The 24,960-nt window shown below is 69.6% G+C and carries 23 protein-coding genes and 1 pseudogene; 10 read left to right on the top strand and 14 right to left on the bottom strand.

What is annotated here, in order from left to right; all coding sequences use genetic code 11:
* Nucleotides 1-33: 33 nt before the first annotated feature.
* From OHN19_RS30185 to OHN19_RS30160, 6 genes are all read left to right on the top strand, one after another.
* Nucleotides 34-1,005, top strand: coding sequence for a hypothetical protein (locus OHN19_RS30185; RefSeq protein WP_330267211.1), 972 nt, complete (start codon nt 34-36; stop codon nt 1,003-1,005).
* A gap of 143 nt (nt 1,006-1,148) precedes the next feature.
* Nucleotides 1,149-2,255: a multiple monosaccharide ABC transporter substrate-binding protein gene (gene chvE / locus OHN19_RS30180; protein WP_330267210.1), complete on the top strand. Its 1,107-nt coding sequence runs from the start codon at nt 1,149-1,151 to the stop codon at nt 2,253-2,255.
* 48 nt (nt 2,256-2,303) lie between these two features.
* Nucleotides 2,304-3,854: a multiple monosaccharide ABC transporter ATP-binding protein gene (gene mmsA / locus OHN19_RS30175; protein WP_123760490.1), complete on the top strand. Its 1,551-nt coding sequence runs from the start codon at nt 2,304-2,306 to the stop codon at nt 3,852-3,854.
* Entirely contained in the window at nt 3,851-5,095 is a 1,245-nt protein-coding gene (mmsB, locus tag OHN19_RS30170) for a multiple monosaccharide ABC transporter permease (protein ID WP_330267209.1), read from the top strand. Before mmsA ends, mmsB begins: the two co-directional genes overlap by 4 nt.
* 62 nt (nt 5,096-5,157) lie before the next feature.
* Nucleotides 5,158-6,306 carry an aldose epimerase family protein gene (locus OHN19_RS30165; protein ID WP_330267208.1) on the top strand — a complete coding sequence of 383 codons (1,149 nt, stop codon included), beginning with the start codon at nt 5,158-5,160 and terminating at the stop codon, nt 6,304-6,306.
* Nucleotides 6,307-6,481: 175 nt separating this feature from the next.
* Nucleotides 6,482-8,167, top strand: a complete 1,686-nt coding sequence (locus OHN19_RS30160; RefSeq protein ID WP_330267207.1) for a histidinol-phosphate transaminase — start codon at nt 6,482-6,484, stop codon at nt 8,165-8,167.
* A gap of 72 nt (nt 8,168-8,239) precedes the next feature.
* Here the strand turns inward: OHN19_RS30160 and OHN19_RS43970 are convergent.
* Together OHN19_RS43970 and OHN19_RS30155 are read right to left on the bottom strand one after the other, a co-directional pair.
* Nucleotides 8,240-8,353 (bottom strand): annotated as a pseudogene (locus OHN19_RS43970) (ribose-phosphate diphosphokinase); the annotation flags it as partial.
* A 9-nt stretch (nt 8,354-8,362) separates the two neighbouring features.
* Nucleotides 8,363-9,019: a nitroreductase family protein gene (locus tag OHN19_RS30155; protein WP_330267206.1), complete on the bottom strand. Its 657-nt coding sequence runs from the start codon at nt 9,017-9,019 to the stop codon at nt 8,363-8,365.
* A gap of 116 nt (nt 9,020-9,135) precedes the next feature.
* Here OHN19_RS30155 and OHN19_RS30150 point away from each other — a divergent pair, with 116 nt between their 5' ends.
* Nucleotides 9,136-9,624 (top strand): MarR family transcriptional regulator, encoded by a 489-nt coding sequence (locus tag OHN19_RS30150; protein ID WP_330267205.1) that lies wholly within the window; start codon nt 9,136-9,138, stop codon nt 9,622-9,624.
* A gap of 19 nt (nt 9,625-9,643) precedes the next feature.
* Here the strand turns inward: OHN19_RS30150 and OHN19_RS30145 are convergent, their stop codons facing one another.
* From OHN19_RS30145 to OHN19_RS30110, 8 genes are all read right to left on the bottom strand, one after another.
* Nucleotides 9,644-10,591: an arabinan endo-1,5-alpha-L-arabinosidase gene (locus OHN19_RS30145; RefSeq protein ID WP_330269745.1), complete on the bottom strand. Its 948-nt coding sequence runs from the start codon at nt 10,589-10,591 to the stop codon at nt 9,644-9,646.
* Nucleotides 10,592-10,744: 153 nt separating this feature from the next.
* Entirely contained in the window at nt 10,745-11,275 is a 531-nt protein-coding gene (locus OHN19_RS30140) for an SUKH-4 family immunity protein (protein WP_330267204.1), read from the bottom strand.
* A 28-nt stretch (nt 11,276-11,303) separates the two neighbouring features.
* Complete coding sequence (locus OHN19_RS30135) at nt 11,304-11,858, bottom strand: hypothetical protein (protein ID WP_330267203.1); 555 nt, start codon at nt 11,856-11,858, stop codon at nt 11,304-11,306.
* Entirely contained in the window at nt 11,851-12,660 is an 810-nt protein-coding gene (locus OHN19_RS30130; RefSeq protein ID WP_123760508.1) for a hypothetical protein, read from the bottom strand. The genes OHN19_RS30135 and OHN19_RS30130 overlap by 8 nt, the downstream gene beginning before the upstream one ends.
* Nucleotides 12,657-13,343, bottom strand: a complete 687-nt coding sequence (locus OHN19_RS30125; protein WP_330267202.1) for a hypothetical protein — start codon at nt 13,341-13,343, stop codon at nt 12,657-12,659. Before OHN19_RS30125 ends, OHN19_RS30130 begins: the two co-directional genes overlap by 4 nt.
* A gap of 152 nt (nt 13,344-13,495) precedes the next feature.
* Nucleotides 13,496-13,987, bottom strand: a complete 492-nt coding sequence (locus tag OHN19_RS30120; RefSeq protein ID WP_330267201.1) for a hypothetical protein — start codon at nt 13,985-13,987, stop codon at nt 13,496-13,498.
* An 81-nt stretch (nt 13,988-14,068) separates the two neighbouring features.
* On the bottom strand, nt 14,069-14,413 hold the full coding sequence (locus OHN19_RS30115; RefSeq protein ID WP_330267200.1) for a DUF1330 domain-containing protein: 345 nt from the start codon (nt 14,411-14,413) through the stop codon (nt 14,069-14,071).
* A 293-nt stretch (nt 14,414-14,706) separates the two neighbouring features.
* Nucleotides 14,707-15,003: a hypothetical protein gene (locus OHN19_RS30110; RefSeq protein WP_120052459.1), complete on the bottom strand. Its 297-nt coding sequence runs from the start codon at nt 15,001-15,003 to the stop codon at nt 14,707-14,709.
* 146 nt (nt 15,004-15,149) lie between these two features.
* Here OHN19_RS30110 and OHN19_RS30105 point away from each other — a divergent pair, with 146 nt between their 5' ends.
* Nucleotides 15,150-15,920, top strand: coding sequence for an intradiol ring-cleavage dioxygenase (locus OHN19_RS30105; protein ID WP_330267199.1), 771 nt, complete (start codon nt 15,150-15,152; stop codon nt 15,918-15,920).
* Nucleotides 15,921-16,005: 85 nt separating this feature from the next.
* Here the strand turns inward: OHN19_RS30105 and OHN19_RS30100 are convergent, their stop codons facing one another.
* Together OHN19_RS30100 and OHN19_RS30095 are read right to left on the bottom strand one after the other, a co-directional pair.
* On the bottom strand, nt 16,006-16,656 hold the full coding sequence (locus OHN19_RS30100) for a DUF4360 domain-containing protein (protein ID WP_330267198.1): 651 nt from the start codon (nt 16,654-16,656) through the stop codon (nt 16,006-16,008).
* Nucleotides 16,657-16,849: 193 nt separating this feature from the next.
* The gene (locus OHN19_RS30095) at nt 16,850-17,308 is read right to left on the bottom strand and encodes an Rrf2 family transcriptional regulator (RefSeq protein WP_330267197.1); all 459 of its coding nucleotides are present in this window, start codon (nt 17,306-17,308) and stop codon (nt 16,850-16,852) included.
* A 118-nt stretch (nt 17,309-17,426) separates the two neighbouring features.
* On the opposite strand from OHN19_RS30095, the gene OHN19_RS30090 reads away from it, so the two are divergent.
* Nucleotides 17,427-20,426, top strand: coding sequence for a beta-galactosidase (locus OHN19_RS30090; protein WP_330267196.1), 3,000 nt, complete (start codon nt 17,427-17,429; stop codon nt 20,424-20,426).
* 73 nt (nt 20,427-20,499) lie between these two features.
* Nucleotides 20,500-22,326 (top strand): endo alpha-1,4 polygalactosaminidase, encoded by a 1,827-nt coding sequence (locus OHN19_RS30085; RefSeq protein ID WP_330267195.1) that lies wholly within the window; start codon nt 20,500-20,502, stop codon nt 22,324-22,326.
* A gap of 18 nt (nt 22,327-22,344) precedes the next feature.
* Here the strand turns inward: OHN19_RS30085 and OHN19_RS30080 are convergent, their stop codons facing one another.
* A complete protein-coding gene (locus OHN19_RS30080; protein WP_330267194.1) occupies nt 22,345-23,856 on the bottom strand; it encodes an alpha-N-arabinofuranosidase in 1,512 nt (503 codons plus the stop codon).
* A gap of 78 nt (nt 23,857-23,934) precedes the next feature.
* A complete protein-coding gene (locus OHN19_RS30075) occupies nt 23,935-24,903 on the bottom strand; it encodes an arabinan endo-1,5-alpha-L-arabinosidase (RefSeq protein WP_391193502.1) in 969 nt (322 codons plus the stop codon).
* Nucleotides 24,904-24,960: the final 57 nt, after the last annotated feature.

Genomic DNA, 24,960 nt, shown 5'->3' with positions numbered 1-24,960 from the left:
CTTGTCCGACATATCGAACACGAAGGACAGCACGTGACGACCGACGCATCCGCTCCGGCGGCCCGCAGACCCGGTGAGCCGGCCCTCACCGCGCTCGGCCTGGGCTCGCCCGCCCCCGATCCCGCCGACGCCTCGCCGCACGCCTTCCCCGGCGGCGGCCGGTGGCGCACCGAGATCCCCTCGTGCGAGGGTCCGGAAGCGCTGGCCGTCGTCCTGAAGGAAGCCTCGCGGCTGGACGTGCCGATCCACCGGATCAGCCAGGGCAGTGGCGTGTGGATGCTGACCGACGCCGAGATCACGGAGATGGTCGAGGGGACGAACGAACGGGACATCGAGCTCTGCCTGTTCACCGGTCCTCGCGGCACCTGGGACATCGGCGGCTCGGTGCGCACCGACTCGCGCGGCGGGGGTCTGCGGGCCCGCGGACTCGACGCGGTGGCCGGCTGTGTCGAAGACGCCGTCCGGGCAACGGAGTTGGGCGTCAAGTGCCTTCTCGTGGCCGACGAGGGCGTGCTGTGGACCCTGCACCGGGCGCGCACCTCCGGGCTCCTCCCGGCCGACACCACACTGAAGTTGAGCGCGCTCGTGGGTCCGGTCAATCCGGCCGCGTTCGCGGTCTACGAGAACCTGGGCGCCGACTCCATCAACGTGCCCAGCGATCTGACGCTCGATCACCTCACCGAGATCCGGCGGGTGTCGGCCGCTCCGATGGACATGTACATCGAGGCGCCCGACGACCTCGGCGGTTATGTGCGGATGTACGAGGTCGCCGAACTGATCCGGCGCGGCGCACCGCTCTACCTCAAGTTCGGCCTGTCCAAGGCCCCGGGGATCTACCCCTACGGCCACCACCTGCGCGACCTCACCCTGAACACGGCCCGGGAACGGGTGCGGCGGGGGCGGCTCGCCCTGGATCTGCTCGCCCGGCACGGAGCGGACGGCGACATGGCGCCGCTCGGCTCCCGGCTGCCGGGCGCACTGCAACGGTTCGGAACACCCTCATAACGTTCCGGGCAACGCCCCTTCACAAAACACGACGCAGCCACACACAATCCAACACACCTTTCCTCGGTCAGAGCCCGCACCTCCTTGCCAGAGTGTCCTCGCACCACCAGACCGAGCCCGTCCCGACATCAAGGATGATGATCATGCGTACTCGTCGAGCCGCACTCACCGCCATAGCCGGCGCCGCCTCCCTCGCCCTGACCCTCACCGCCTGCGGCCAGGACAGCGAGGGCGGCAGCAAGGAATCCACCGGAAGCGCGAAGGGAGGCACCATCGGCATCGCGATGCCGACCAAGTCCTCCGAGCGCTGGATCGCCGACGGCAACAACGTCGTCAAGAACCTCCAGGCCAAGGGCTACAAGACCAAGCTCGTCTACGGCGAGGACGACCCGGACCAGCAGGTCTCGCAGATCGAGAACCTGATCACGCAGGGCGTCAAGGGCCTGATCGTCGCGGCGATCGACAACAAGTCCCTGAACAACGTGCTCCAGCAGGCCAAGGACGCCAAGATCCCGGTCATCGCCTACGACCGCCTGATCCTCGGCACGCCGAACGTCGACTACTACGCGTCCTTCGACAACACCAAGGTCGGCGAGCTTCAGGCCAACTACATCGTCGACAAGCTCGGCCTGAAGAGCGGCAAGGGCCCCTTCAACATCGAGCTGTTCGCCGGCTCCAACGACGACAACAACACCAAGTACTTCTTCGGTGGCGCGATGAGCGTGCTCCAGCCGTACATCGACAGCAAGAAGCTCGTGGTCAAGTCCGGCCAGACCAAGCTCACCCAGGTCACCACCCTGCGCTGGGACGGCGCCACCGCCCAGAAGCGCATGGAGGACATCCTCACCTCGACCTACACCAGCGGTAAGGTCGACGCGGTCCTGTCGCCGTACGACGGCATCTCCATCGGCATCCTCGCCGCCCTGAAGTCGGACGGCTACGGCAAGGGCAGCAAGCCGATCCCGGTCATCACCGGCCAGGACGCCGAGCTCGCCTCGGTGAAGTCGATCATCGCGGGCCAGCAGACGCAGACCGTCTACAAGGACACCCGCAAGCTCGCCGAGGTCGCCTCGACCATGGTGGACGACGTTCTCAACGGCAAGAAGCCCGAGGTCAACGACACCAAGACGTACGACAACGGCACCAAGGTCGTCCCGGCCTACCTGCTCCAGCCGGTGAGCGTCGACAAGACGAACTACACCAAGGAACTGGTCGACACGGGCTACTACAAGGCGAGCGAGCTCAACTAGTCAGCGCTCATCCGTCGGCCCAATTCCCCCTGATTGAAAGGCACGACCATGGCGGGACCCGTCCTGGAAATGCGCTCGATCGTCAAGACCTTTCCCGGCGTCAAAGCGCTGTCGGACGTCACTCTGACCGTCCGTCAGGGCGAGGTCCATGCCATCTGCGGTGAGAACGGCGCCGGGAAGTCCACCTTGATGAAGGTGCTCTCCGGCGTCCATCCGCACGGCACGTACGAGGGCGACATCCTCTTCGAGGGAGAGATCGTCTCCTTCAAGGACATCCGCGCGAGCGAGCAGCACGGCATCGTGATCATCCATCAGGAACTGGCCCTGGTGCCGTTCCTGTCGATCGCGGAGAACATCTTCCTCGGCAACGAACACGCCTCCGGCGGGTTCATCAACTGGAACGAGACGCTGAAGCACGCCACCGAGCTGTTGCGCCGGGTGGGTCTGAGCGACCACCCGGAGACCCGGATCGCCGACATCGGCGTGGGCAAGCAGCAGCTGGTGGAGATCGCCAAGGCGCTCTCGAAGAAGGTGAAGCTGCTGATCCTCGACGAGCCGACCGCGGCTCTGAACGACGAGGACAGCGGCAAACTCCTGGATCTCATCCTGGAGTTGAAGAAGCAGGGCATCACCTCGATCATCATTTCCCACAAGCTCAACGAGATCCGCCGGGTCGCCGACTCGGTCACGATCATCCGCGACGGGAAGTCGATCGAGACCCTGGACGTGAAGGCCCCGGAGACCACCGAGGACCGGATCATCTCGGGCATGGTCGGCCGCGACCTCGACCACCGCTTCCCCGAGCGCACTCCGTACGAGGGCGAGAAGGACGCGGCACCGGCCCTCGAGATCCGCAACTGGACCGTGCACCACCCGATCGACCAGCAGCGCAAGGTCGTCGACGACGTGTCGATCCATGTGCGGCGCGGGGAGATCGTCGGCATCGCGGGCCTGATGGGCGCGGGGCGCACCGAACTCGCGATGAGCGTGTTCGGGCGCACCTACGGCCGGCACGCGGGCGGTCAGGTCTTCAAGGACGGCGAGGAGATCCGTACGAAGACCGTCGCGGAGGCGGTCGAGCACGGGATCGCGTACGTCACCGAGGACCGCAAGCACTACGGCCTCAACCTCATCGACAACATCAACCGGAACATCTCGCTGACGGCCCTGAACAAGGTCGCCAAGCGCGGTGTGGTCGACGAGCACGAGGAGCGGAAGGTCGCCGAGCGCTTCCGCAAGTCGATGAACATCAAGGCCCCGACCGTCTTCGAGACGGTGGGCCGGTTGTCCGGCGGCAACCAGCAGAAGGTCGTCCTCAGCAAGTGGATCTTCGCGGGTCCCGAGGTGCTGATCCTGGACGAGCCCACGCGCGGTATCGACGTGGGCGCCAAGTACGAGATCTACACGGTCATCGACCAGCTGGCCGCCGAGGGCAAGGCGGTCGTCTTCATCTCCTCCGAGCTGCCGGAGCTGCTCGGGATGTGCGACCGCATCTACACCATGGCCGCCGGACGGCTCACGGGTGAGGTCCCGCGGGCCGAGGCCACGCAGGAAGTGCTGATGCGCCAGATGACGAAGGACAAAGAGGTAACGCGATGAGCACCGATGTGACGAAGGTTCCGGCCGCGGCGCCGCCGGGCAAGGGCGGGGGGTCGTCCTCCGGTGAGGGCCTGCTCCAGCTGATGGTCGGCGGACTGCGCCGCAACATGCGGCAGTACGGCATGCTGATCGCGCTCGGCCTGATCGTCGCGCTGTTCGCGGTGTGGACCGACGGCGACCTGCTGCTGCCGCGCAACGTCTCCAACCTGGTGCTCCAGAACAGCTACATCCTGATCCTCGCGATCGGCATGATGCTGGTGATCATCGCGGGGCACATCGACCTGTCGGTCGGTTCACTGACCGCGTTCGTGGGCGCCTTCGCGGCCGTGCTGACCGTGCAGCACGACGTGGCCTGGCCGATCGCGCTGGTGCTGACCCTGGTGGTGGGCGCGGTCGCGGGCTCGGTGCAGGGCTATCTGATCGCGTATCTCGGCATACCGTCGTTCATCGTGACCCTGGCGGGCATGCTGCTCTTCCGCGGTCTGACGGAGATTCTGCTGGAGGGCCAGACCCTCGGCCCGTTCCCGGACGGTCTGCAGAAGCTCGGCAACGGCTTCCTGCCCGAGGTCGGCCCGGACACCAACTACCACAACCTCACCCTGCTGCTGGGCTTCGCGCTGCTGGCCTTCGTGATCTACCAGGAGGTCCGCGACCGCAAGCGCCAGCAGGAGTTCGCGCTGGACGTGCTGCCCAGGAACGCCTTCCTGCTCAAGCTCGTCGCGATCGCCGCGGCGATCCTCGCGGTCACGATGCTGCTCGCCAGCTACCAGGGAGCGCCGATCATCCTGATCGTCCTGGGCGCGCTGGTGGTCGGCTACGGCTACGTCATGCGCAACGCGGTCTTCGGCCGGCACATCTACGCGATCGGCGGCAACCTGCCGGCCGCGAAGCTGTCCGGCGTCAAGGACAAGAAGGTCACCTTCCTTGTCTTCCTGAACATGGGCGTGCTCGCGGCCCTGGCGGGTCTGGTGGTAGCCGCCCGCCTGAACGCGGCCTCCCCGAAGGCGGGCCTGAACTTCGAACTCGAGGCGATCGCCTCGTCGTTCATCGGTGGCGCGTCCATGAGCGGCGGTGTGGGTACCGTCCTCGGCGCGATCATCGGTGGTCTCGTCCTCGGTGTGCTGAACAACGGTATGAACCTCCTGAGCGTCGGCACCGACTGGCAACAGGTCATCAAGGGCCTCGCCCTGCTGGCCGCGGTCGGGTTCGACGTCTGGAACAAGCGCAAGTCCGGTTCGTAACACATCTCTCGGGCCCCGTCGGAACAACCGGCGGGGCCCGCTTCCTTCACAGGAGCCGCTAGATGGAACTGAACAGACGCACGGTCATCGCGGGTGCCGCGGCCGCGGGCATCGCCGCCACCACTCTCGGGGGCACCGCCGAAGCCTCGAGCAGCAAGAAGCCGACCAAGAAGCTCTTCGGAAAGCTCGCCGACGGCACCAAGGTCCACATCTGGTCGCTGGCCAACGGCGGCACCCGCCTGAAGGTCCTCTCCTGGGGCGGCGTCGTGCAGTCCCTGGAGATCCCGGACCGCAGGGGTCACTACGCCAACGTCTCGGCGGGCTTCGACAACATCGAGGACTACGTCGCCAAGACCCCGTACTTCGGCGCGCTGATCGGGCGTTACGGCAACCGCATCGCCAAGGGGCAGTTCACCCTCGACGGCAAGAGCTACCAGCTCTCCGTCAACGACGGGGTCAACAGCCTGCACGGCGGCACCCAGGGCTTCGACAAGCGGGTGTGGGACGTCGAGCCGTTCACCAAGGGCACGGACGTCGGCCTGCACCTGTACTACACCTCGGTCGACGGCGAGATGGGCTACCCCGGCACCCTCAAGGTGAAGGTGACGTACACCCTCACCCGGCACGGCGACTGGCGGATCGACTACGAGGCCACCACCGACAAGGCCACCGTGGTCAACCTGACCAGCCACGTGTACTGGAACCTGGGCGGCGAGGGCACCGGCACCATCGAGGACCACGAGCTGAAGATCGCCGCCTCCCGCTACACGCCCACCGACTCGGGCCTCATCCCGACCGGTGAGCTGGCGAAGGTCGCGGGCACCCCCTTCGACTTCCGCAAGGGCAAGGCGATCGGCCGGGACATCCGCACCGGGCACCCCCAGCTGGTCACCGCCAAGGGCTTCGACCACAACTGGGTCCTGGACAAGGGCATCACGGCCAAGCCGGAGCACGTGGCGACCCTGCGCGACCCGCACTCGGGCCGTACCCTGAAGATCGCCTCCAACGAGCCCGGGCTGCAGTTCTACTCGGGCAACTTCCTCGACGGCACCCTGGTCGGCCCCTCCGGCCACACGTACCGTCAGGGGGACGCGCTGTGCCTGGAGACGCAGCACTTCCCGGACTCGCCGAACCACCCGTCGTTCCCCTCGACGGTGCTGCGTCCCGGCCAGACGTACAGGACCACGACGATCCACTCGTTCGACGCCTGACCTGGTAAGACGCCGAGTCCGGGACCGGGGTTCCCGAACTCACACTTCTTTCACACCCGTTGAACAGCGCCACGCAGGAATCCGTATGTAAGGGCGGCCCGTGCTCCCCCGCGCGGGCCACCCAATGACGACGGGCCCGGTCGTCCCCGCCGGGCCCGCCCCATACGGAGGTTCCATGGCCGACAACGTCACCTCGTTGTTCCGCAGCACGGCTGCGCACAGCCCGTCCATGGCGGCGCTGGCGCGTGAAGGCGGAGACGGGACGGGGCCGGTGGACTTCTGTATCCCCTGCAATCCCTACTTTCCCACCCCGGCGATGATGGACACCATGGCCGCGCGGCTGAAGGACATCATCACCTACTACCCCAGCAGCGCCGACACGATCACCGCCGAGCTGTGCAACCTGCTCCAGCTGCCGCCGCAGGCCGTGGCGATGGGCAACGGCTCGACCGAACTGATCACCTGGATCGACCACCTGCTGGTCCGCGAGTCCCTCGCCGTCCCCGTCCCCACCTTCGGCCGCTGGACCGACCAGCCGATGGAGACCGGCAAGCGGGTCGACATGTTCCCGCTCCAGGAGTCCAGCGGATTCGCCCTGGACCTCGCGCAGTACGCCGAGTTCATACGCACCCGGGGCACGCGGGTCGCGGTCATCTGCAACCCGAACAACCCCGACGGCGGCTTCCTGCACAAGCACGCGCTCGTGCAGTTCATGGACGCCATGGCCGACCTGGACCTCATCGTCATCGACGAGTCCTTCCTGGAGTTCGCGGACGCCGAGCAGGAGCCGAGCGTCGTCCAGGAGGCGATGATCCGGCCGAACGTCATCGTGCTGCGCAGCCTCGGCAAGAACTTCGGCCTGCACGGCATCCGCTTCGGCTACATGGTCGCCAATCCCTCCCTCGCGGGCCGGGTCCGCTCGATGCTGCCGAAGTGGAACCTCAACGCCTTCGCCGAGTACGTGGTGTTCATGCTCAAGGAGCACGGCGCCGAGTACGCGCAGAGCCTGCACCAGGTCCGCCGGGACCGTCTCGACATGGCGAGCCAGCTCGCCCAGCTGCCCGGCCTGACCGTCTACCCCTCGCAGGGGAACTTCCTCTTCGTGCGCCTGCCGGTCGGCGCCGAGGGCACCGTGGTCCGGGACCGGATGCTCACCGAGCACCGCATCCTCGTCCGCGAGTGCGGCAACAAGATCGGATCCTCCAGCCGCTTCCTGCGGCTCGTGGTGCGCCCCCAGGTGGACGTGCGTCGCCTGGTGTCCGGCCTGGAACAGGTGCTCTACGGGACCAGGAGGGGAGCCGCCGTGCCCGAGCTCGCTCAAGGGACCAGCTACAGCTCGGGTACGGCGGCAGTGGACCGGCTGGTCGGCCAGACCAACGGGGCCGGTCTGCAGGGACTCGCCGCGATGGCCTCCGGCGGTTCGGCGGCGGGGGTCGGCATGCCGATGCCGGTCGCCCAGCCGGCGGCGGTGGCCGCGGCGGCGCCGATGGGGGCGGTCGGCTCGATGGGGGCGGCCGCTTCGATGGGGGCGGCCGCTGCGATGGAGTCGCCCGGGTCCATGGGGGCGGGGGTGCCGATGCCGGCCCAGATGCCGGCTCCCGCTCCGGCCCCGATGCAGGCGCCCGCCCCGATGCCGGCTCCGGTGCCCGCGCCCGTGCCCGTCCCCGCCCCGCCTGCTCCCGCACCCTTCGGGCCGACTCCGCCGGGGGTCCCGGCCCGTGGCGGGCTCACCGCGGCACAGGTCCGCGGGATGACGGCACCGGCACCGGGGGCCCCACAGGAACTCTCCCAGGCCCCGGCCACGGGCTGGCCCAACGCGCAGAGCTGGCCGAACGCGGCGGGGATGGGACAGGCGGGCTAGGGCCCGCCCGGCGGACGCGTATCCGACAGACGGCCTCCGGCAGGGTCTCCCCCGCCGGAGGCCGTTCGTCCGCTACAGCTCGTCGAGGAGGCTGGTCACGGAGCCGTTCTCGAAGATCTCCCGGATCGCGTGCGAGATCAGCGGCGCCACCGACAGGACCTCGACCTTGTCCAGGCCGGTGTCGCCGGCGCTGTGTCAGCGGCCGTACGCGTCACGGAAACAGGTCAGCGCACGGTCCCGGCGTCCTGGATGGAGCCGGCTCTCCGCGGGATGGCCGAGCGGCATGAGCAGGGCGATGTGCAGGTCGTCGCGGCCGTCGATACCGATGGCCTTCTTGACCTCCCCCTCGTCCCAGCCGTTCATCGGGCTGGTGGCCAGACCCGCCGCCTCGGCGGCGATCATGAGGAAGGAAGCGGCGATCATGGCGTCCTTGACCGCGTACTCCCGCTCCAGGCCCCGGCTCGCGAGGTCCTCGTAGAAGAGGCGGGTGTCCTCGGGCGAGGCGGCGGCGAACCGCTCGGACCACGCCCCGCGACGCGTCGCGGTCTCCCACACGTCGTCGCGGTCCTCGCGCCAGGCGGCGGACTCGGCGACGAACACGAGCATCACCGGCGCCTCCTGCGGATGCGGTTGTCCGCCGGTGGCCGCGGTGAGTGCCCTGCGCCCCTCCTCCGAGGTGACCGTCACGACGGAACGGGCCTGGAGGTTGAAGCTCGACGGCGCCTCCAGGGCCAGATCGACCAGCTCCGCGAGCAGGGCCGCCGGCACCGGATCGGGCCGGTAGTGGCGGATGCTGCGGCGGGAGCGGATGATCCGGGAAACGGTGGCGTGATCGACGCTCGGTGCGGTCACGACCTTACCCCCTGACTTTTCGACGTCGAACTATCTGACATCGAGAAGCTATGCCATGAACTACACTGGCGTCAAATATTTCGTCGTCAAACTAAAATTGAACGGGAGGTGACCTCATGCGTGACGCCGTCGACGAGTTCATGGACCAGTGGGCCGCCCAGCGCACTGACCTCGACCTCGACGCCATGGGCACGGTCGGCCGCATCCTGCGGCTGGCACGGCTGGTGAACGTCAGGCTCAAGGACTACTTCACGCAGTACGACATGGAGACGTGGGAGTTCGACGTGCTGGCGACCCTGCGCCGCAGCGGGCAGCCGCTCACGGCCAAGGCGCTGGCCGGCAGCATCATGATCGGCTCGGCCGCGCTCACCAACCGTATCGACCGGCTGGTCGCCCGCGGTCTGGTCACCCGCGAGTCCGTGCCCGGCGACCGGCGCAGCCTGCACATCGCGCTCACCGACGAGGGGCGCGAGCTGGTCGACCGGGTCGTGGAAGGACACGTCCAGAACCAGCGGAAGATCCTCGCGGGCCTGACTCCGGCCGACCGCGAGGACCTCACCCGCGTGCTGCGCACCCTGCTGGTCTCGCTCGGCGACACCCGCTGAGTCCGCGCCCGGCCGGCCGTCAGTAGGCGACCGGCCAACCGCTGCTCCAGTTCAGCAGGTTGATGCCGAGCTTGGGAGTGCCGTTGTCGTTGCCGTCGTAGTAGTGGTAGACGATCAGGTCGCCGTCGGAGTCGTTCATGATCGACTGGCCGCCGGGGCCGATGTAGCGGCCGTGGGACTCCAGCACCGGGGTACCGCCGTTGTTCATCATCGAGACGCCGTTCTTGTCGACGTACGGGCCGGTGACGCTGGTGGCGCGGCCGACCTTGACCTTGTAGGTCGAACTGGTGCCGGCGCAGCAGGTGTCGTAGGAGGCGAAGAGGTAGTAGTAGCCGCCCCGCTTCACGATGTACGGCGCCTCGACGGCCTTGGTCCCGGTGGGGCGGGAGGCGATCGAGTAGCGGGTGGTGTTGGAGGAGAGCTGCTTGCCGGTGGCCGGGTCGATCTGGATCATCTTCAGGCCGGTCCACCAACTGCCGAAGGACAGCCACCACTTGCCGTCGCCGTCGACGAAGAGGTTCGGGTCGATGGCGTTGTAGTCGCTGGCGGTGGTGGAGGTGTACACGGTGCCCTGGTCGGTCCAGGAGCCGGGCAGGCCGGTACTCGAAGTCGCCAGCCCTATCGCGGACTTGTTGGATCCGAAGGTCGAGACGGCGTAGTACATCAGGTACTTGCCGCCCTGGTACGAGATGTCGGGCGCCCAGGCCTCGGTCGCGTACGACGACCACCAGCCCGGCTTGGCGGCGAAGGCGTCGCCGCCGGCCGTGAACGCGATCCGGTCGGTGGAGGTGCGGTAGCCGAGGCCGCCGCCGGTGCCGTAGAGGAGGTAACGGCCCGCCGACGTACGGATCATGGTGGGGTCGTGGATGGTGGTGGCACCGGTGACCGTCCCGGGGTTGGGGTAGGCCGACGCCGTGCTCGGAACCAGGGCCAGAAAGAAGGCTGCGGGTATCGCCAGAAAGGACATGCGGCGCACGCGGACGCTCCTTGAGTGGGGAGATGTTCGACATGTCGATCACCGATCAGAGCTTCGGACGGGACCGTAGAATCGAACACCTTGCGCGTCAATGGCCCGCGCACACCTCAGTGGTCGCGCCCCAGGCGGAGAGCGTCACAGGGCTCAGGCGACCTGTTCGAAGACCATCGACCACCAGCTGTCCGGCTGGGCGAAGGCGTACGGGTCGCGGGACTTGAGGTAGTCGACGAGTTTGTCGGTGTAGGGGGCGCGGTCCTGGGGGGCGGCGTGTTCCAGGTGCTTGGTGCGCAGGGCGAAGCGGTACAGGAACTCGACGAGGTCGGCGAGGGTGCGGTTGGCGATCTCGGCGCGGGGCTCCTCGTCGAAGGAGATGAGGATGACGTAGCCGCGGTCCAGGTCGAGGCAGTAGCGCAGCGCGGGGTCGTCGGTCGGGCCGCCCAGGACCAGGATGTGGGTCTCCTCGCCGCCCGCGGCGACCGGCACCACGGTGAACGGGTCGGGGCCCTCGTCGGCGGTGTCGAGGGTGAACAGGACGTCCACGAACGTCGGCACACCGACCTCGCACAGCACCTCGGCGTCGGCCTCGGACAGCCCGTGCTCCTCGGCGACGGCACGGTCCAGCGTGACCACGCGGTCCGCGCCGAACAGCTCCGTCATCTCGTCATGGGTGGCCATGCGTCCCCTTCTCCCCTTTCGTCCCGCGTCAGCCGCTGAGGCCGGCTCGGCGCAGCAGCTTCAGCCAGTCGTCGTGCTCCACCCGCTCGTCGTCGACCAGGGCGAGCCGCTGGTACTCGGCGGGATCGGCCAGCCGGTCCAGGAAGAACTCCTCGATCCCGGACGCCAGCCGCTCGAAGCGCTCCGCGTCGACCCAGTCCGGGCCCGCCTCCGGGGCGCCTAGGACACCGCCGCCCGCGCGGTCGAGGAAGACCGGGGCCTCCTGGATCATCCCGACACAGTAGAGCTTGTCCGGGGACAGCGGCAGCGGGGAGTCGACCACCGGCTCGCAGTAGAACTGGTGCTCCTCGGCCTCCTCCAGGCCGAAGAGCTGCACGGACGGCCCGCAGCTCGCGCCGTCCAGCACCCGGCAGAAGTCCAGGTACGCGCGCGGCACCCCGTCCGTCGCCGCGTCGGCCGCCGTCGCCTCGTCGAGCGTCCCGCCGAGCGTGGACCCGAGCAGGTCCGTGCTCCCCGCCAGCGCCGTCCGCAGGGCGTCCACCGTCCCGGTCAGACGGGACGGTCCCGGGCTCCCGCTAGTCATCTGGCCACCACTTGATGTCGATGTTGATCGGATTGCCGTCCGGAAGATCCTTGATCTGCGGACGTATCTGCTGCGTGCCGATGTCGAAGTTCGTCATCCGGTCGAGCATCCGCAGGTTACGCCACGCGTCCGGCCCACCGGTCTGGAGCTCGTTGACGTGGTCGGGTTGCATTTTACGGGCCGCCACCGCGGCCTCTTCGGCGAAGTCGGGGTCGTCCTTGTGGTTCCGGCGGATCAGGGCTTCCAGCGCGCCCTTGTAGTCCGAGGTGATCTTCTTGTCCCGGTAGTCCTCGGTCTTGCCCTTGAACTTGAAGAGCTTGCCCTCCTCACCGAGCCGCTGGAGGGCCCGCGCCTTGCGCTCGAAGGCCTGCTTGGGCATCCCGGGCTTCCACTCCAGGGTGACGGTGTGCGCGTCCTTGGTGGTGTCGGGCCGGTCCTTGCCGATCCCGCCGCCATCTCGTACGGCGTCCTGGTCCCGCGAGCGCTTGACGATGCTCTGGAGCATCGTCTCGATGTTCTTGTCGTTGCGCGCGTGGTTGTCGCCCATCGCGCGCACGCCCTTGGACACGTCCTGGAGGTGCTTGTGGAGCTGGTCCTCGGCCTCCTCGATGGCCTTGAGGATCTTCTCCGCCCCGGTCTCGACGGCCGCGGCGAGCGCGCCCTTGCCTCGGGTGCGGTTCAACCCGGCCCGGCTGCGGCGCAGATGGGGGCGGGCGCCGGACTCGTGCTCGTCGGCCTGGGAGGTGATCCGGTCGGCGAGCCGGTCGTGCAGGTCCTTGTCGCTGCGTACGGTGTCGCTCACGCGGCGCCGCCCTTCTGGGTGAAGGTCCCCGTGGTGCCGTCGAGCCCTTCCTGGAATCCCTCGGTGCCCGCGCGCAGGGTCTTGCCGGGGCTGTAACCGTCCTGGAGGCCCACGGCGTTGGCGCCGAGCTGGAGGACGAGGTCGGTGGCCATGTTGCCGAGCGCGGAGTAGACGGGGCCCATGGCGACGGACATCAGCTCCTCCACAAGGAGCTGCTCCGCCTCCTTCAGCAGCCGCCGCACGATGAGCCGGGTGGCCTGCGTGGCACCGAGCGCGCCGACCTCGGAGAGCCCGAGGGTGAAGGGCGCGGCGGCCTGGGCGGCGATGATCTCGGCGGCGAGGATGCCGAGTTGGACGATCGCGGCCACCTTGGCGCCGGCCACGGCTACGGCGGCCCCGTCGAGGGCCATGGCTCCGAGGTCGGCGGCCTCACCGAGACGTTCCAGGTGTACGTCGCTGACCTTGCCCCAGTGCTGCTGGAAGGCGGCGGTCGCGATGCCCTCGTTGCCCTCCAGGAACTCCCGGACGATGCCCGCCGTGGCGTCCTTGCCGGCCCGCAGCTGCGAGGCGAACGAGCGCAGGCCGTCGGCCATGTCGCGGTAGTCGTCCTCGTCGACGTTGGGCCACTCGACGCCGATGAGGTCCAGCACCCAGGCCGCCTCGTCGGGCAGCACGACCCCCATGCGCGTTCCCCCTTTGTCTTGGCAGGACCATTTCAGGTCACGCTGACGACGGCCGAACTGTACTACGGGGACGGGGATTTGCTGCCGTTACGGGAGGGAGAGGGGTTGTCGACGGAGGCGGGGGTGTCAAGTGCCGCTGGCGGGAGGCAGGTTCAGCGAGGTCCGAAGCGGTTGCGGGGCGGGCCGCCGCGGAGCGGCTCCGGGCCGCGGAGACCGTGCGTACTGCCCAGCCCACCGTGCGTCCCGCCCAACCCACCGTGCGTGGCCGGCCGTTCCGCACTTGCCCCGTCCTGCTGCTGCCGCCCCTCCGGCCCCGTCTCCTCCTCGCGTTCCTGCTCGGCGTCACGGGCCCGCTGCCACTCCCCGAAGCGGGCACCGGCCTCCCGGGCCTCTGCGTCGGACCGCAGCTCCCCGGCCCGCCGGACCTTGTCCGCGCCGGAGAACAGGGCGGCGGTGTACTCCGGGTCGGTGAAGGCCTGTTCGGCGGAGAGACGGCCGCGCAGCACGCCGTTCGCCATGTCCCGCAGCTTCGGGTCGGGCCCGGTGCTCAGGGTGCGCAGTGCGCGGAGCAGGCTGCGGGCCCGCTCCTCGTCCTTCGCGACACCCAGCAACTCCCCCTGATCCACCTCACGTCCGTCCGACACCCGAACCTCCCCCTTCCGTACGCCGGCCGCCCCAGTATCCAACAGCCCCGCGTGTCCCGGGAGTCGGACGCGGCATGCCCGCTAGGACGGGAGCGCGTCCCGCATGGCCTTCGCGGTGACCGCCGGGTCGTAACCGTCGGGAACGCCCTCGACGAGGATGATGTCGCCCTGGATGTGGCGCGAACGCAGCGGTGCGATCTCCTGATACGCGTCGGACTCCCACCAGGCCCGCGCCTCACCGATCCCGGGAAACCCGATCACCACGACGTGCCCGGGCCAGTCGCCCTCGCGCACCTCGTGCTGGGTCCCGTGCACGAGAAAGCGTCCACCGTACGGCTCGAAGGTTCCGGTGATCCGCTCGATGTACTCGGCGACCTCGGGGTGGGGGGTGGCCTCCCGGAGGTGGGCTATGGCGTACGCGGTCATGGTGTCCTCCCGGTTGGTCGGTCGTGCTGGGTACGGGGAGGAGCCTGGCAGGTGGGGCGGGGTGGGGGCGATTACCTCAGATGTAAGGGGACCGGGACGGCGAGGGGTCCGGGTCCGGCGTTCTTACGCGGGTCTGCACAGCCCCATGCAGCTGCTGGAGACCCCGCGGAACAGGTGGTTCGCCTACTCGGAGGCGCCGGTGGCGACTGCGTAGAGCTCGCCACTTCCTCGCCCACCTCACAGGTGACCCGGGCGCAGGAGCCTGACGGCGCCCGCGCCGGTTCACCCGGTCGTCACCTCTCAGGCCCGAAGTCCGCTTCCAGCCGCTCCTTCCACCCCGAGTCCGCCAGTCCCGCGCCCACCAGCACGTCCCGCCAGTCCTCCTTGGCCAGCTGGACGGCGTCGAGCAGGCGGTCCACCCGGCCCTGGCCGCAGAGCAGCGTCGCCGCGGCGATGCGCTCCTTGTCCTCCTGGTCGCCCCGGTCGGTCAGGTGGTTGACCAGTTCGGTGAGGAGATCCCCCACCACCTCGCCCTCCCGGCCGGGAAAGTCCTCCGCGATGCGCCGTTCGACCCGCACGGTAAGCCCCATTTACCCTCCTTGTCGGCATACGCCCCGGTACGGTATCGCGCCCACCCCTCCCGACAGCGCAACCTGTCTCGCAAGAAACTTGACCACCCCTCTTTTTGCCGAACTGACAGCCCATCAACAGCAAGCCCCCCTACGGTGCCGTGTTCATGACAGAAGCCCCCACGAACAAGACCCCCATCGGCCGCCGGACCCTCCTCGCCGCCACCGGCGCCACCGCGGCGACCCTCGCCGTCGGCGCCGCCACGACCGACACCGGCACCGAACCCCAGACGTCCCCCCACACCGCCCCCGTCGCCGCCGCGGCCGTCTGCACCCTCACCAAGGAGATGACCGAAGGCCCCTACTACCTCGACGGCCAGTACGTCCGCGCCGACATCACCGAGGGCAAGACCGGCTTCCCGCTCAAGCTCGCCCTCACGGTCGTCGACGACGACACCTGCGCCACGATCAGCAACGCCCTCGTCGAGATCTGGCACTGCGACGCGCTCGGCGAGTACTCGGGCTACGTCGGCAACAACGGCCACGACGAACCCGACAGCGGCACCTTCCTGCGCGGCGGCGTGCTCACGAACTCCAGCGGCGTCGCCGACATCACCACGGTCTACCCGGGGTGGTACGTGGGCCGCTGCGTCCACATCCACGTCAAGGTGCACGTCGGCGTCACCCTCACCGCCGACGGCTCCTTCACCGGCGGCACCGAACTCCACACCGGCCAGCTCTTCTTCGACGAGACGGTCACCGCCAGGGTCGGCGCGCTCTCGCCGTACTCGGCCAACAGGGTCACCCGCACCACCCTCGCCCGGGACTCGATCTACGACGACGGCGGCGCCGCGTCCGGCCTCCTGACCCTGACCGCCCTGGGCAGCTCCCCCTCCGCCGGGTACTCCGGCACCCTGACCCTCGGCGTCGAGAAGTGATCCAGGCACCCCCGTCCCCGTGACCGCCCGAGCCGCCCGCCACCCCGAGGAGGTGGCGGGCGGCCCCGGTCTCACCGACCGCCGGTCACTTGCCGGGGCACTCCTTCCACGCCATGTGGTAGATGGTGCTGATGTCGCCGTCCGTCGAGTCCATGGTCATGAAGCTGACCTTGGACGGCGAGGAGGAGCCGGCGTTGACCCGGATCTCCGTGTTGATGTTGAAGTTGCGCTGGACCCCGCAGGGAGCCCAGACCAGCTGGGCCCAGTCGGTGGTGTCGGTCGCCTGCCAGTTGTCGTTGAGGGCGCCGGTGAAGTTGTGGGTCTTGAAGGCCGTCTGCGAGGAGCCCTGGAAGTAGTACGAGGCTCTCTGGACCGCGCTCGCGCCGGACTGGAGCGAGGCGAAGCCGCGGTAGTCCGCACTGGCGATGGCGTACGTGAAGCCCTGCGGGACGTGCACGATCAGGTTGAGCTGGCAGTTCTTGCGGAACGCCGTGGGGTCGGAGTTGCCGCCGACCTGGGCGAGATAGTCGCTGTAGGTCACCGTGAACGCGGTGTTGTCCTCGGAGACCGCGACGGCCGCCGTGCCCGCGGGACAGCCGGAGCCGTTCACCGTGGCCACGTTGATGACGATCTTGTCCGGCGGCGGGTCGACGAACCCGCCGGACGGGTTGTGCGCGGGCATCGCCGCGGTGACGAGAGCGGCTACGGCGCCGCCCAGGAGCAGTCCACTTGCCATGGGGGGTCTCTCCTCTGCGCTGAACGCGCTGAATGTTGAAGCGTGGAGAACCTGTGTGGTTTCTGTGAAGCACCGCGGCGAGGGAATCGTAGGGAGCACGTCATGGGCATGCCAGAGCGAACTCCGGCCATTCCCACGATGGCCGAACGCACGTGTAAATGGCTGGAGTTGAACGCGGCGACGCGGCCGCGCGCTACGGGTTCTCCCAGGCCGCCGGTTCCGCCGCGAGGCGCTGAACCGGCTCGGGCAGCGCGTCGCCCGCGATGTCTGCGATGGTGACGCCCTCCAGGATCTTGCGGACGTTGGCGCGCAGGGCGATCCACAGCGGGAGCAGCGGCTGGGCGGAGCCCGTGTACTCCAGACCGGTGGGACGCTCGCCGCGCACCGACACGATCGGGCCGTCCACCGTACGGATGACGTCCGCGACGGTGATGGCCGAGGCCTCGCGGGCGAGCCGGTAGCCGCCACCCCCGCCGCGCCTGCTGTCGACGATCCCGCCCCGCCTGAGGTCGCCGAGGATCCCCTCCAGGAACTTGTGCGGAATGCCCTGGACCGCGGCGATGGCCTCGGCCTTCACCGGTTCGGTGTCCTGCCGCACGGCAAGCTCCAGCACCGCCCGTACCGCGTAGTCCGCCCGCGCAGAGATCCTCATACGACAATTGTGCGCGTCCGGCCGTAGAGAATGGCCACACCACAATGGCCTCACCACTCACAGCCCGGTGGACGGGCCGGGCACGGCACGAGGACAGGCACGACCAGGAGGCGCTCCCTTGGAGCTGAGCAGACGTACATTCAGCGCCCTCGCCGGCACCACGGCGCTCGGCTTCGCGCTGAGCGGCAGTGGTGGGGAGACCACCCGGGCGTACGCCTCCCACAGCGTGCCCACCGGGCCCGCGCCGGGCGCGCCCGCCGCCGACCGGGCCCGCCACCAGGTCGGCTTCGACGAGTACTCGCTGCTGGTCGACGGCCGCCGTCTGGTGCTGTGGTCGGGCGAGATGCACCCCTTCCGGCTGCCGAGCCCGTCGCTGTGGCGGGACGTCCTGCAGAAGATGCGCGCCCACGGCTTCAACGCGGTGAGCGTGTACGTGGCCTGGAACTACCACTCCCCCGGGCCCGGTCAGTACGACTTCACCGGGGTCCGCGACCTCGACCTGTTCCTGCGCACGGCCACCGAGACCGGCCTGTACGTGATCCTGCGTCCGGGCCCGTACATCAACGCCGAGGTCGACGGCGGCGGCTTCCCGGGCTGGCTCACGGCGACCGCGGGCCGGGCCCGCACCTCCGACCCGACCTATCTGTCGTACGTCGACGAGTGGCTGACCGAGGTCAACGCGATCGCCGCCCGGCACCTGTTCACCAGGGGCACCGGCACGGTCCTGCTCTACCAGATCGAGAACGAGTACGACGCCTTCACCGACGAGCCCCTCGGCCGGGACTACATGTCCCACCTGTACAAGAAGGTGCGCGCCGACGGGATCGACGTACCCCTGTTCCACAACGACAAGGGCCGGAACGGCTACTGGACCCCCGGGTCCTTCAACACCGGGGGCGAGGAGCACGGTTGGCTGTACGGCTTCGACGGCTACCCGGCGCCCGGTGAAGTTCCGCCGGACTGGGGGCACTTCGGGGAGGGCGGGCTCAGGGGCGGGGCGACGGCCAGTCCCCGTACGCCCGGGTTCGTCCCGGAGTTCGGCGGTGGCTGGTTCGACCCGTGGGGCGGGGCCGCCTTCGACGGCAAGGGGTACGCCGAGGCCCGGTACAGCCGGGACGCGGCCTACGAGCGGCGCTTCCAGCTGACCAACCTCGCCAACGGCATCACCGTGCACAACGTCTACATGACCTTCGGCGGCACCTCGTGGGGCTGGCTGCCCGCGCCGCAGGTCTACACGTCGTACGACTACGGGGCGGCGATCGACGAGGCCCGCCGGCAGACGCCGAAGCTCGCTCCCCAGCACCAGCTCGGCCATCTCCTGCGGACCGTGCCGGACTTCGCCAAACTGGACCGGGCGGACGCGGTGCGGGCGGCGGACGAGCGGCTGAAGGTGTACCACCTGACCAACCCGGACACCGGCTCCCATGTGTACGTGGTGCGCAACGACACCGACGCGCCGATCACCACGACCATCCCGGACGCCGGGATCGACGTGGCGTTCACCGTCGCCGCCCATGACGCCCGGCTGCTCACCACGGGCCTCCAACTGGGCGGCCGCAGGCTCAGGTTCGCCACCGCGCAGCCGATGATGTGCCTCAAGGTCGGGCGGCTGGACGTGGCGGTGTTCACGGCCCCGCACGGCGAGATGGCGCAGGTGCTCCTGGAGTGCCCGGAGGAGCCGCTGGTCACGCGGGGCGACGCGGAACCCGCGTGGAACTACGATCTCGGCGTCCTCAGGGTCACCGTGCCGATGGGCGTCGGCGGCCCGGCCCGGGTGCGGATCGAGGGCGGCGGCAGCGGCGGCGACACCCCGCTGCTGATGATCTTCGCCGACGACCCGGGTTCGCTGCGCCTGTTCCCGGTGGACACCCCGACCGGACCGGTCCTCGTGTACGGGCCCTCACTGGTGCGCGAGGTCACGATGGACGGCGCGACGGCCCACCTGACCGGCGACACCGTCGAGGGCACCGGCATGGAGGTGTGGGGGCCGCGAGGCCTGGGCCGGATCACCTGGAACGGGCGCCCGCTGCGCACCTCGATCACCCCGATGGGCAGCCTGCGCGCCGAGATGCCGCCGGTCCCGGGGCAACTGCCCATCCCGGCCGTGGGCGAGGTGCGACTGCCCGCGCTGGGCGGCTGGCGGCGCCGTACCGAGAACTTCGAGGCCCTCCCGGACTACGACGACTCCGGCTGGACACCGGCCGACCGCACCGGCTCGTACAGCACCACCCCGGTCCCCAAGGGCGGGCCGGTGCTGTTCGCCGACGACTACGGCTTCCACTACGGCGACGTCTGGTACCGGGCGCGGCTGACGGACGCGGCGGACCTGGAGTCGGTGTCGCTGGCCTACAGCACCGGTACGCAGGGGCTGCTGATGGCGTGGCTGGACGGGGAGCCGCTGGGCACGCACCGGATGCCGATGCCGGACAAGTCCACCGCACGGAAGGGGAGTTGGACGGCCACGGCTACCTTCGAGACACCACCGCCCCCGGCCTCGGCAGGCTCGCCTCGCGTGCTGTCGGTGCTGGTCCGGCGCATGGCTCACGACATGGACGGCGGATCGGCCGACTCCCACAAGGTGGCCCGGGGGTTGACGGCGGTCTCCTTCAAGGGCGGCTCCCCGAAGGCGAGTTGGCGGATCCAGGGCGAGACGGCACCGGACCCGGTTCGTGGGCCGCTCAACAACGGCGGGCTGTACGGGGAGCGCAAGGGCTGGCATCTGCCCGGGTTCGGCGAAGAGCACTGGGAGGACACGGAGTTGCCGCGCGCCGACCGGCGCCAGGGGGTCACCTGGTATCGGACGACGTTCCGGCTCGCCGTGGACTCCGGCATCGACGCCTCCGTCGGACTCGTCCTCGACGACGACCCGAAGCGCGCCTACCGCGTCCAGATCTTCCTCAACGGCTGGAACATGGGCCAGTACGTCAACGACGTGGGCCCGCAGCACACCTTCGTCCTGCCCAACGGCATCCTGCGCACCCGGGGCACCAACACCCTCGCCCTGGCGGTCCTTTCGGACGGGACGACGGAGTCCGGCCCCGGGGACGTACGGCTGAGGCTGCTGGGGACGTCGGCCGGGGGTGTACCGGTCACACCGGTGGCATCCCCCGGCCGCTAGCCTGATGTCGTTGAACTTTCGAGCATCGGTACCCGTATCTTCGAGCAGGCGTACTTGGGAAAGGTGACCCGCGATGTCGCTGAGCCCCGGCGATCCGGAGTCCATCGGCGGCTACACGCTGGTCGACCGGCTCGGCAGCGGTGGCATGGGGGTCGTCTACCTCGGCCGTTCGGACTCCGGGCGGCAGGTGGCGGTCAAGCTGGTGCACCCCGCGTACGCGCTGGACGAGGAGTTCCGCACCCGCTTCCGGCAGGAGGTCGCGGCGGCCCGCCGGGTGAGCGGAGCGTTCACGGCCCCGGTGGTGGACGCGGACCCGGACGCCCCGCAGCCGTGGATGGCGACGCTGTACGTCCCGGGCCGCACCCTCGCGGACATCGTGGCCCAGGACGGACCGCTGCGCGGGGGCGCGCTGCGGGTGCTCGCGCTGGGTCTCGTCGAGGCGCTGCGGGACATCCACCGGGTCGGCATGGTGCACCGGGACCTGAAGCCGAGCAACGTCCTGATGGCCGAGGACGGGCCCCGGGTCATCGACTTCGGCATCTCGTACGCCGTCGACAACGAGGCGCTCACCATGACCGGGCGGCTGATCGGCACCCCGCCCTTCATGTCCCCGGAGCAGTTCGCCGCGCCGCGCGAGGTCACCGGCGCCTCGGACGTCTTCTCGCTGGGCTCCCTGCTGGTCTACGCGGCCACCGGCAACCGCCCCTTCGACGGCAGCAGCCCGTACCTGACGGGCTACCAGGTCATGTACGAGCCGCCGGCCCTGGACGGGGTCGCGGAACCGCTGCGGAGCATCGCCGAACGCTGCCTGGACAAGGAACCGGGGGCGCGGCCGGACCTGGGTGAACTGCACGAGCTGCTACGGGCGTTGCCGGACGACACGGGCGCACCGGAAGCGTCGGTCGCATCGGCTTCGTCGATCGCGTCGGTCACATCGCCCGTACCGGTGCCGCCCGGGCGCCCGGTGCCGTCCGGCTCCGCGGAGACCCACCACCAGGTCTCCACCGCTCCCCCCGACGCCTCCGGCCGGAGGCCCCGGCGCCGCGTCCTCGTCGGACTCGTCGGGCTCGTCGCCGCCCTGGCCGTCACGGGGCTGAGCATCGCGGCGGTGCGGGCCGGGTCGGACAGCGCGAGCCCGTCCCCGGCACCGACCGGACCGGCGGCCTCCACCGCCCCCGTGGCCCCCGCGTCCGTGACCCTCCCGCCCAAGCACGTGCCCTGGGACTACCAGATCGGCGGCGCATACCCCCCGGCGGCGAACGTCCGTGTGGTGAGCCGCAGTTACGAGGACGCGCCCGCTGCCGGGCTCTACAACATCTGCAACATCAACGCCTACCAGGCGGAGACCGGCGAGGAGCGCGACTGGGACGCCGACCTGCTGCTGCGGGACGCCGGCGGGAAGGTCGTCCACGACAAGGACTGGGACGAGGCCGTCCTGGACATCCGTACGGCCGCCAAGCGCGAGCGCATCGCCGCCGAGCTGGACACCTGGATCGACACCTGCGCGGCCAAGGGCTACCGGGCCGTGGAGCCCGACAACTACGACTCCTTCACCCGCTTCCCGTCGTATCTCGAAGCCGGCCAGGCCAAGGCCCTGATGAAGCTGCTGGCGGTCCACGCCCACGCCAAGGGGCTTGCCGTCGCGCAGAAGAACACCGCGGAGCTGCTCTCCGACCACGCCTCGGTGGGCCTGGACTTCGCCGTCGTGGAGGAGTGCGCGGAGTACGACGAGTGCGGCGAGTTCGCCGACGCCTTCGGCGGCAACGTCCTCGTGGTCGAGTACACCGAGAAGGGCCTGGCCCGGGCGTGCGCCGACTGGGGCGGCACCCTCAGCGTGGTGCGCCGGGACGCGGACGTCGTGCCCGAGGGCGCCGCCGGTTTCCTGCGCGGAACCTGCTGACGCCCTCGGGGACCCGGTTCAGCCGAGCCGGATCACGTTCCAGGACAGTGGCTCCAGTACGGCGGTGAGGGTGCCGTCCTTCAGCGTGGTGCCCTCGGCCGGGTGCGGGGCGACCCGCTCGGGCTCGTCGAGGGTGTTGCGGGCGTCCGGGTCGGCGTCGGCGAGGACGCTGTGCTCGACGACGTCCGTCAGGTCGAGGCCGTTCAGGGCGACTTCGAGCGGCAGGGGCTCGGTCCGGCTGCGGTTGACGGCGAAGACGGTCACCGTGCCGTCCTCGGCGCGCACCGCGGTGGCGTGCAGCAGGTCGGTCTCGCCGTACTTCTTCGTCTCGTACGTCGGCGAGTCGACCCGTACGTCGAGGACCTCGCCGCGGCCGTACCTGGAGGCCTGGGCGAACGGGAAGAACGTGGTCTGGCGCCAGGCCGGCCCGCCGGGCTCGGTGAGGATCGGGGCGATCACGTTGACCAGCTGGGCGAGGCAGGCGACGGTGACGCGGTCGGCGTGCCGCAGCAGGGCGATGAGGAGCGAGCCGAAGACGACCGCGTCCAGGACGCTGTAGTTGTCCTCCAGGAGGCGGGGGGCCTCCGCCCAGTCCCGCGTGACGGAGTTCTCGATCTCGTGCCACTCCGACATGTACCAGACGTTCCACTCGTCGAAGGAGAGGTTGATCTTCTTCTTCGACTTCAGCTTCGCGCCGATGTGGTCGGCGGTGGCGACCACGTTCTCGATGAAGGACTCCATGTCGACGGCGGAGGCCAGGAAGGAGTCGAGGTCGCCGTCCTCGGGCTGGTAGTAGGCGTGCAGGGAGATGTGGTCGACGAGGTCGTACGTCTCCTCCAGGACCGTCGCCTCCCAGGCGGCGAAGGTCGGCATGGACTGGCTGGAGGAACCGCAGGCGACGAGTTCGACGCCCGGGTCGATCTGGCGCATCGCGCGCGCGGTCTCGGCGGCGATCCGGCCGTACTCCTGGGCCGTCTTGTGCCCGGTCTGCCAGGGGCCGTCCATCTCGTTGCCCAGGCACCACAGCTTGATGCCGAAGGGGTCCTTGTCGCCGTGCTCGACCCGGAGGTCGGACAGGGCGGTGCCGGCGGGGTGGTTGGCGTACTCCTGGAGTTCGAGGGCCTCGGCGACGCCCCGGGTTCCGAGGTTGAGGGCCATCATGGGCTCGGCCTGGGGGCCGACCTTCTTCAGGAAGGCGATGTACTCGGACAGGCCGAAGCGGTTGGTCTCGGTGGAGCGCCAGGCGAGGTCGAGGCGGCGGGGGCGGTTCTCGACGGGGCCTACGGAGTCCTCCCACTTGTAGCCGGAGACGAAGTTGCCGCCGGGGTAGCGGATGGTGGTGACGCCGAGTTCGCGGACGAGGTCCAGGACGTCGGTGCGGAGGCCTTCGGCGTCGGCGGTGGGGTGGGTCGGCTCGAAGATGCCGGTGTAGACGCAGCGGCCGAGATGTTCCACGAAGGAGCCGAACAGGCGGGGGTTGACTTCGCCGATCTTGAAGGCGGGGTCGAGGGTGAAGCGGGCGGGGCTCATGAGCGCCTTTCGGGATGGGTGATTCTGTCGCGTTGGCGGCTGCGGGTCGTGGGGGTGCTCGCGCAGTTCCCCGCGCCCCTAGAAGACCTCGGGCCAGCCGTTCTTCGTCCAGCCGAGGCGGTTCAGCCCGAGCTTGGGTGTGCCTGAGTCGTCCGCGTCGTAGTAGTGGTAGGCCAGCCAGTCCTGGCCGCGGGTGCGGAAGACGGACTCGCCTCCTGTGCCGACGTAACGGCCGTGGCCCGCCAGGAGCAGGTCGCCGCCGCCGTCCAGGAGTGGCTTGCCGGTGCTGTCGGTGTACGGGCCCGTGATCGCCGTTGATCTGCCCACTCTGATCTTGTACGTGGAGTTCACTCCGGCACAACAGGCGTCGTAGGAGGCGAAGAGGTAGTAGTAGCGCCCGTGCTTGACGAGGGACGGGCCCTCCACGGCGTACGGGGCGTCGGGGCGGGTGGCCAGGTGGTGGACGGTGGCTCCGGCTCGCGCCTTGCCGGTGCGCGGGTCGAGCTCGACCATGCGGATGCCGGTCCAGTACGAGCCGAAGGTCATCCACAGCCGGCCGTCCGCCTGGATGATGGACGGATCGATGGCGTTCCAGGAGTCGGTGGTCTCGGAGGTGAACACCTTGCCGTGGTCGGTCCAGGTGCCGGGCAGGCCCGAGGGGGAGGTGGCCACGCCGATCGCGGAGTGGTTGGTGCCCCAGGAGGAGACGGCGTAGTAGAGCCAGTAACGCCCCGCGCGGTACGAGAGGTCGGGCGCCCAGGGGTCCCCGGTGCCGTTGTACTCGTACCACCAACTCGGCGGCTCCCCGAAGGCGTTGCCCGCGTCGTCCCAGTGCCGCAGGTCGCGCGACAGCCGCGCGCCGATCACCCCACCGGTCGAGTACGCCACGTACTGCCCGGACTTGAGCCGCAGAACGGTCGGATCGTGGATGATCTGCTGCCCGGTGATCGGGAGCGGGTCGGGGTAGGGGGCGTCTGTTCGGGCCGCAGCCGGGAGCGTGGCGGGGGCCGCGCTGCCCGCGCTGGCCGTGGCCGGCAGCAGGGCCATGACGACGGCTGTCAGGAGGGTGGCCGTTCCGAGGCGCTTCAACTGGGGCTCCCTGTG

It is taken from the genome of Streptomyces griseorubiginosus (assembly GCF_036345115.1).
GTDB lineage: Bacteria > Actinomycetota > Actinomycetes > Streptomycetales > Streptomycetaceae > Streptomyces > Streptomyces griseorubiginosus_C.
The sequence above is the reverse complement of the archived record's forward strand: the minus strand, read 5'-3'. Positions and strand labels throughout refer to the sequence as shown.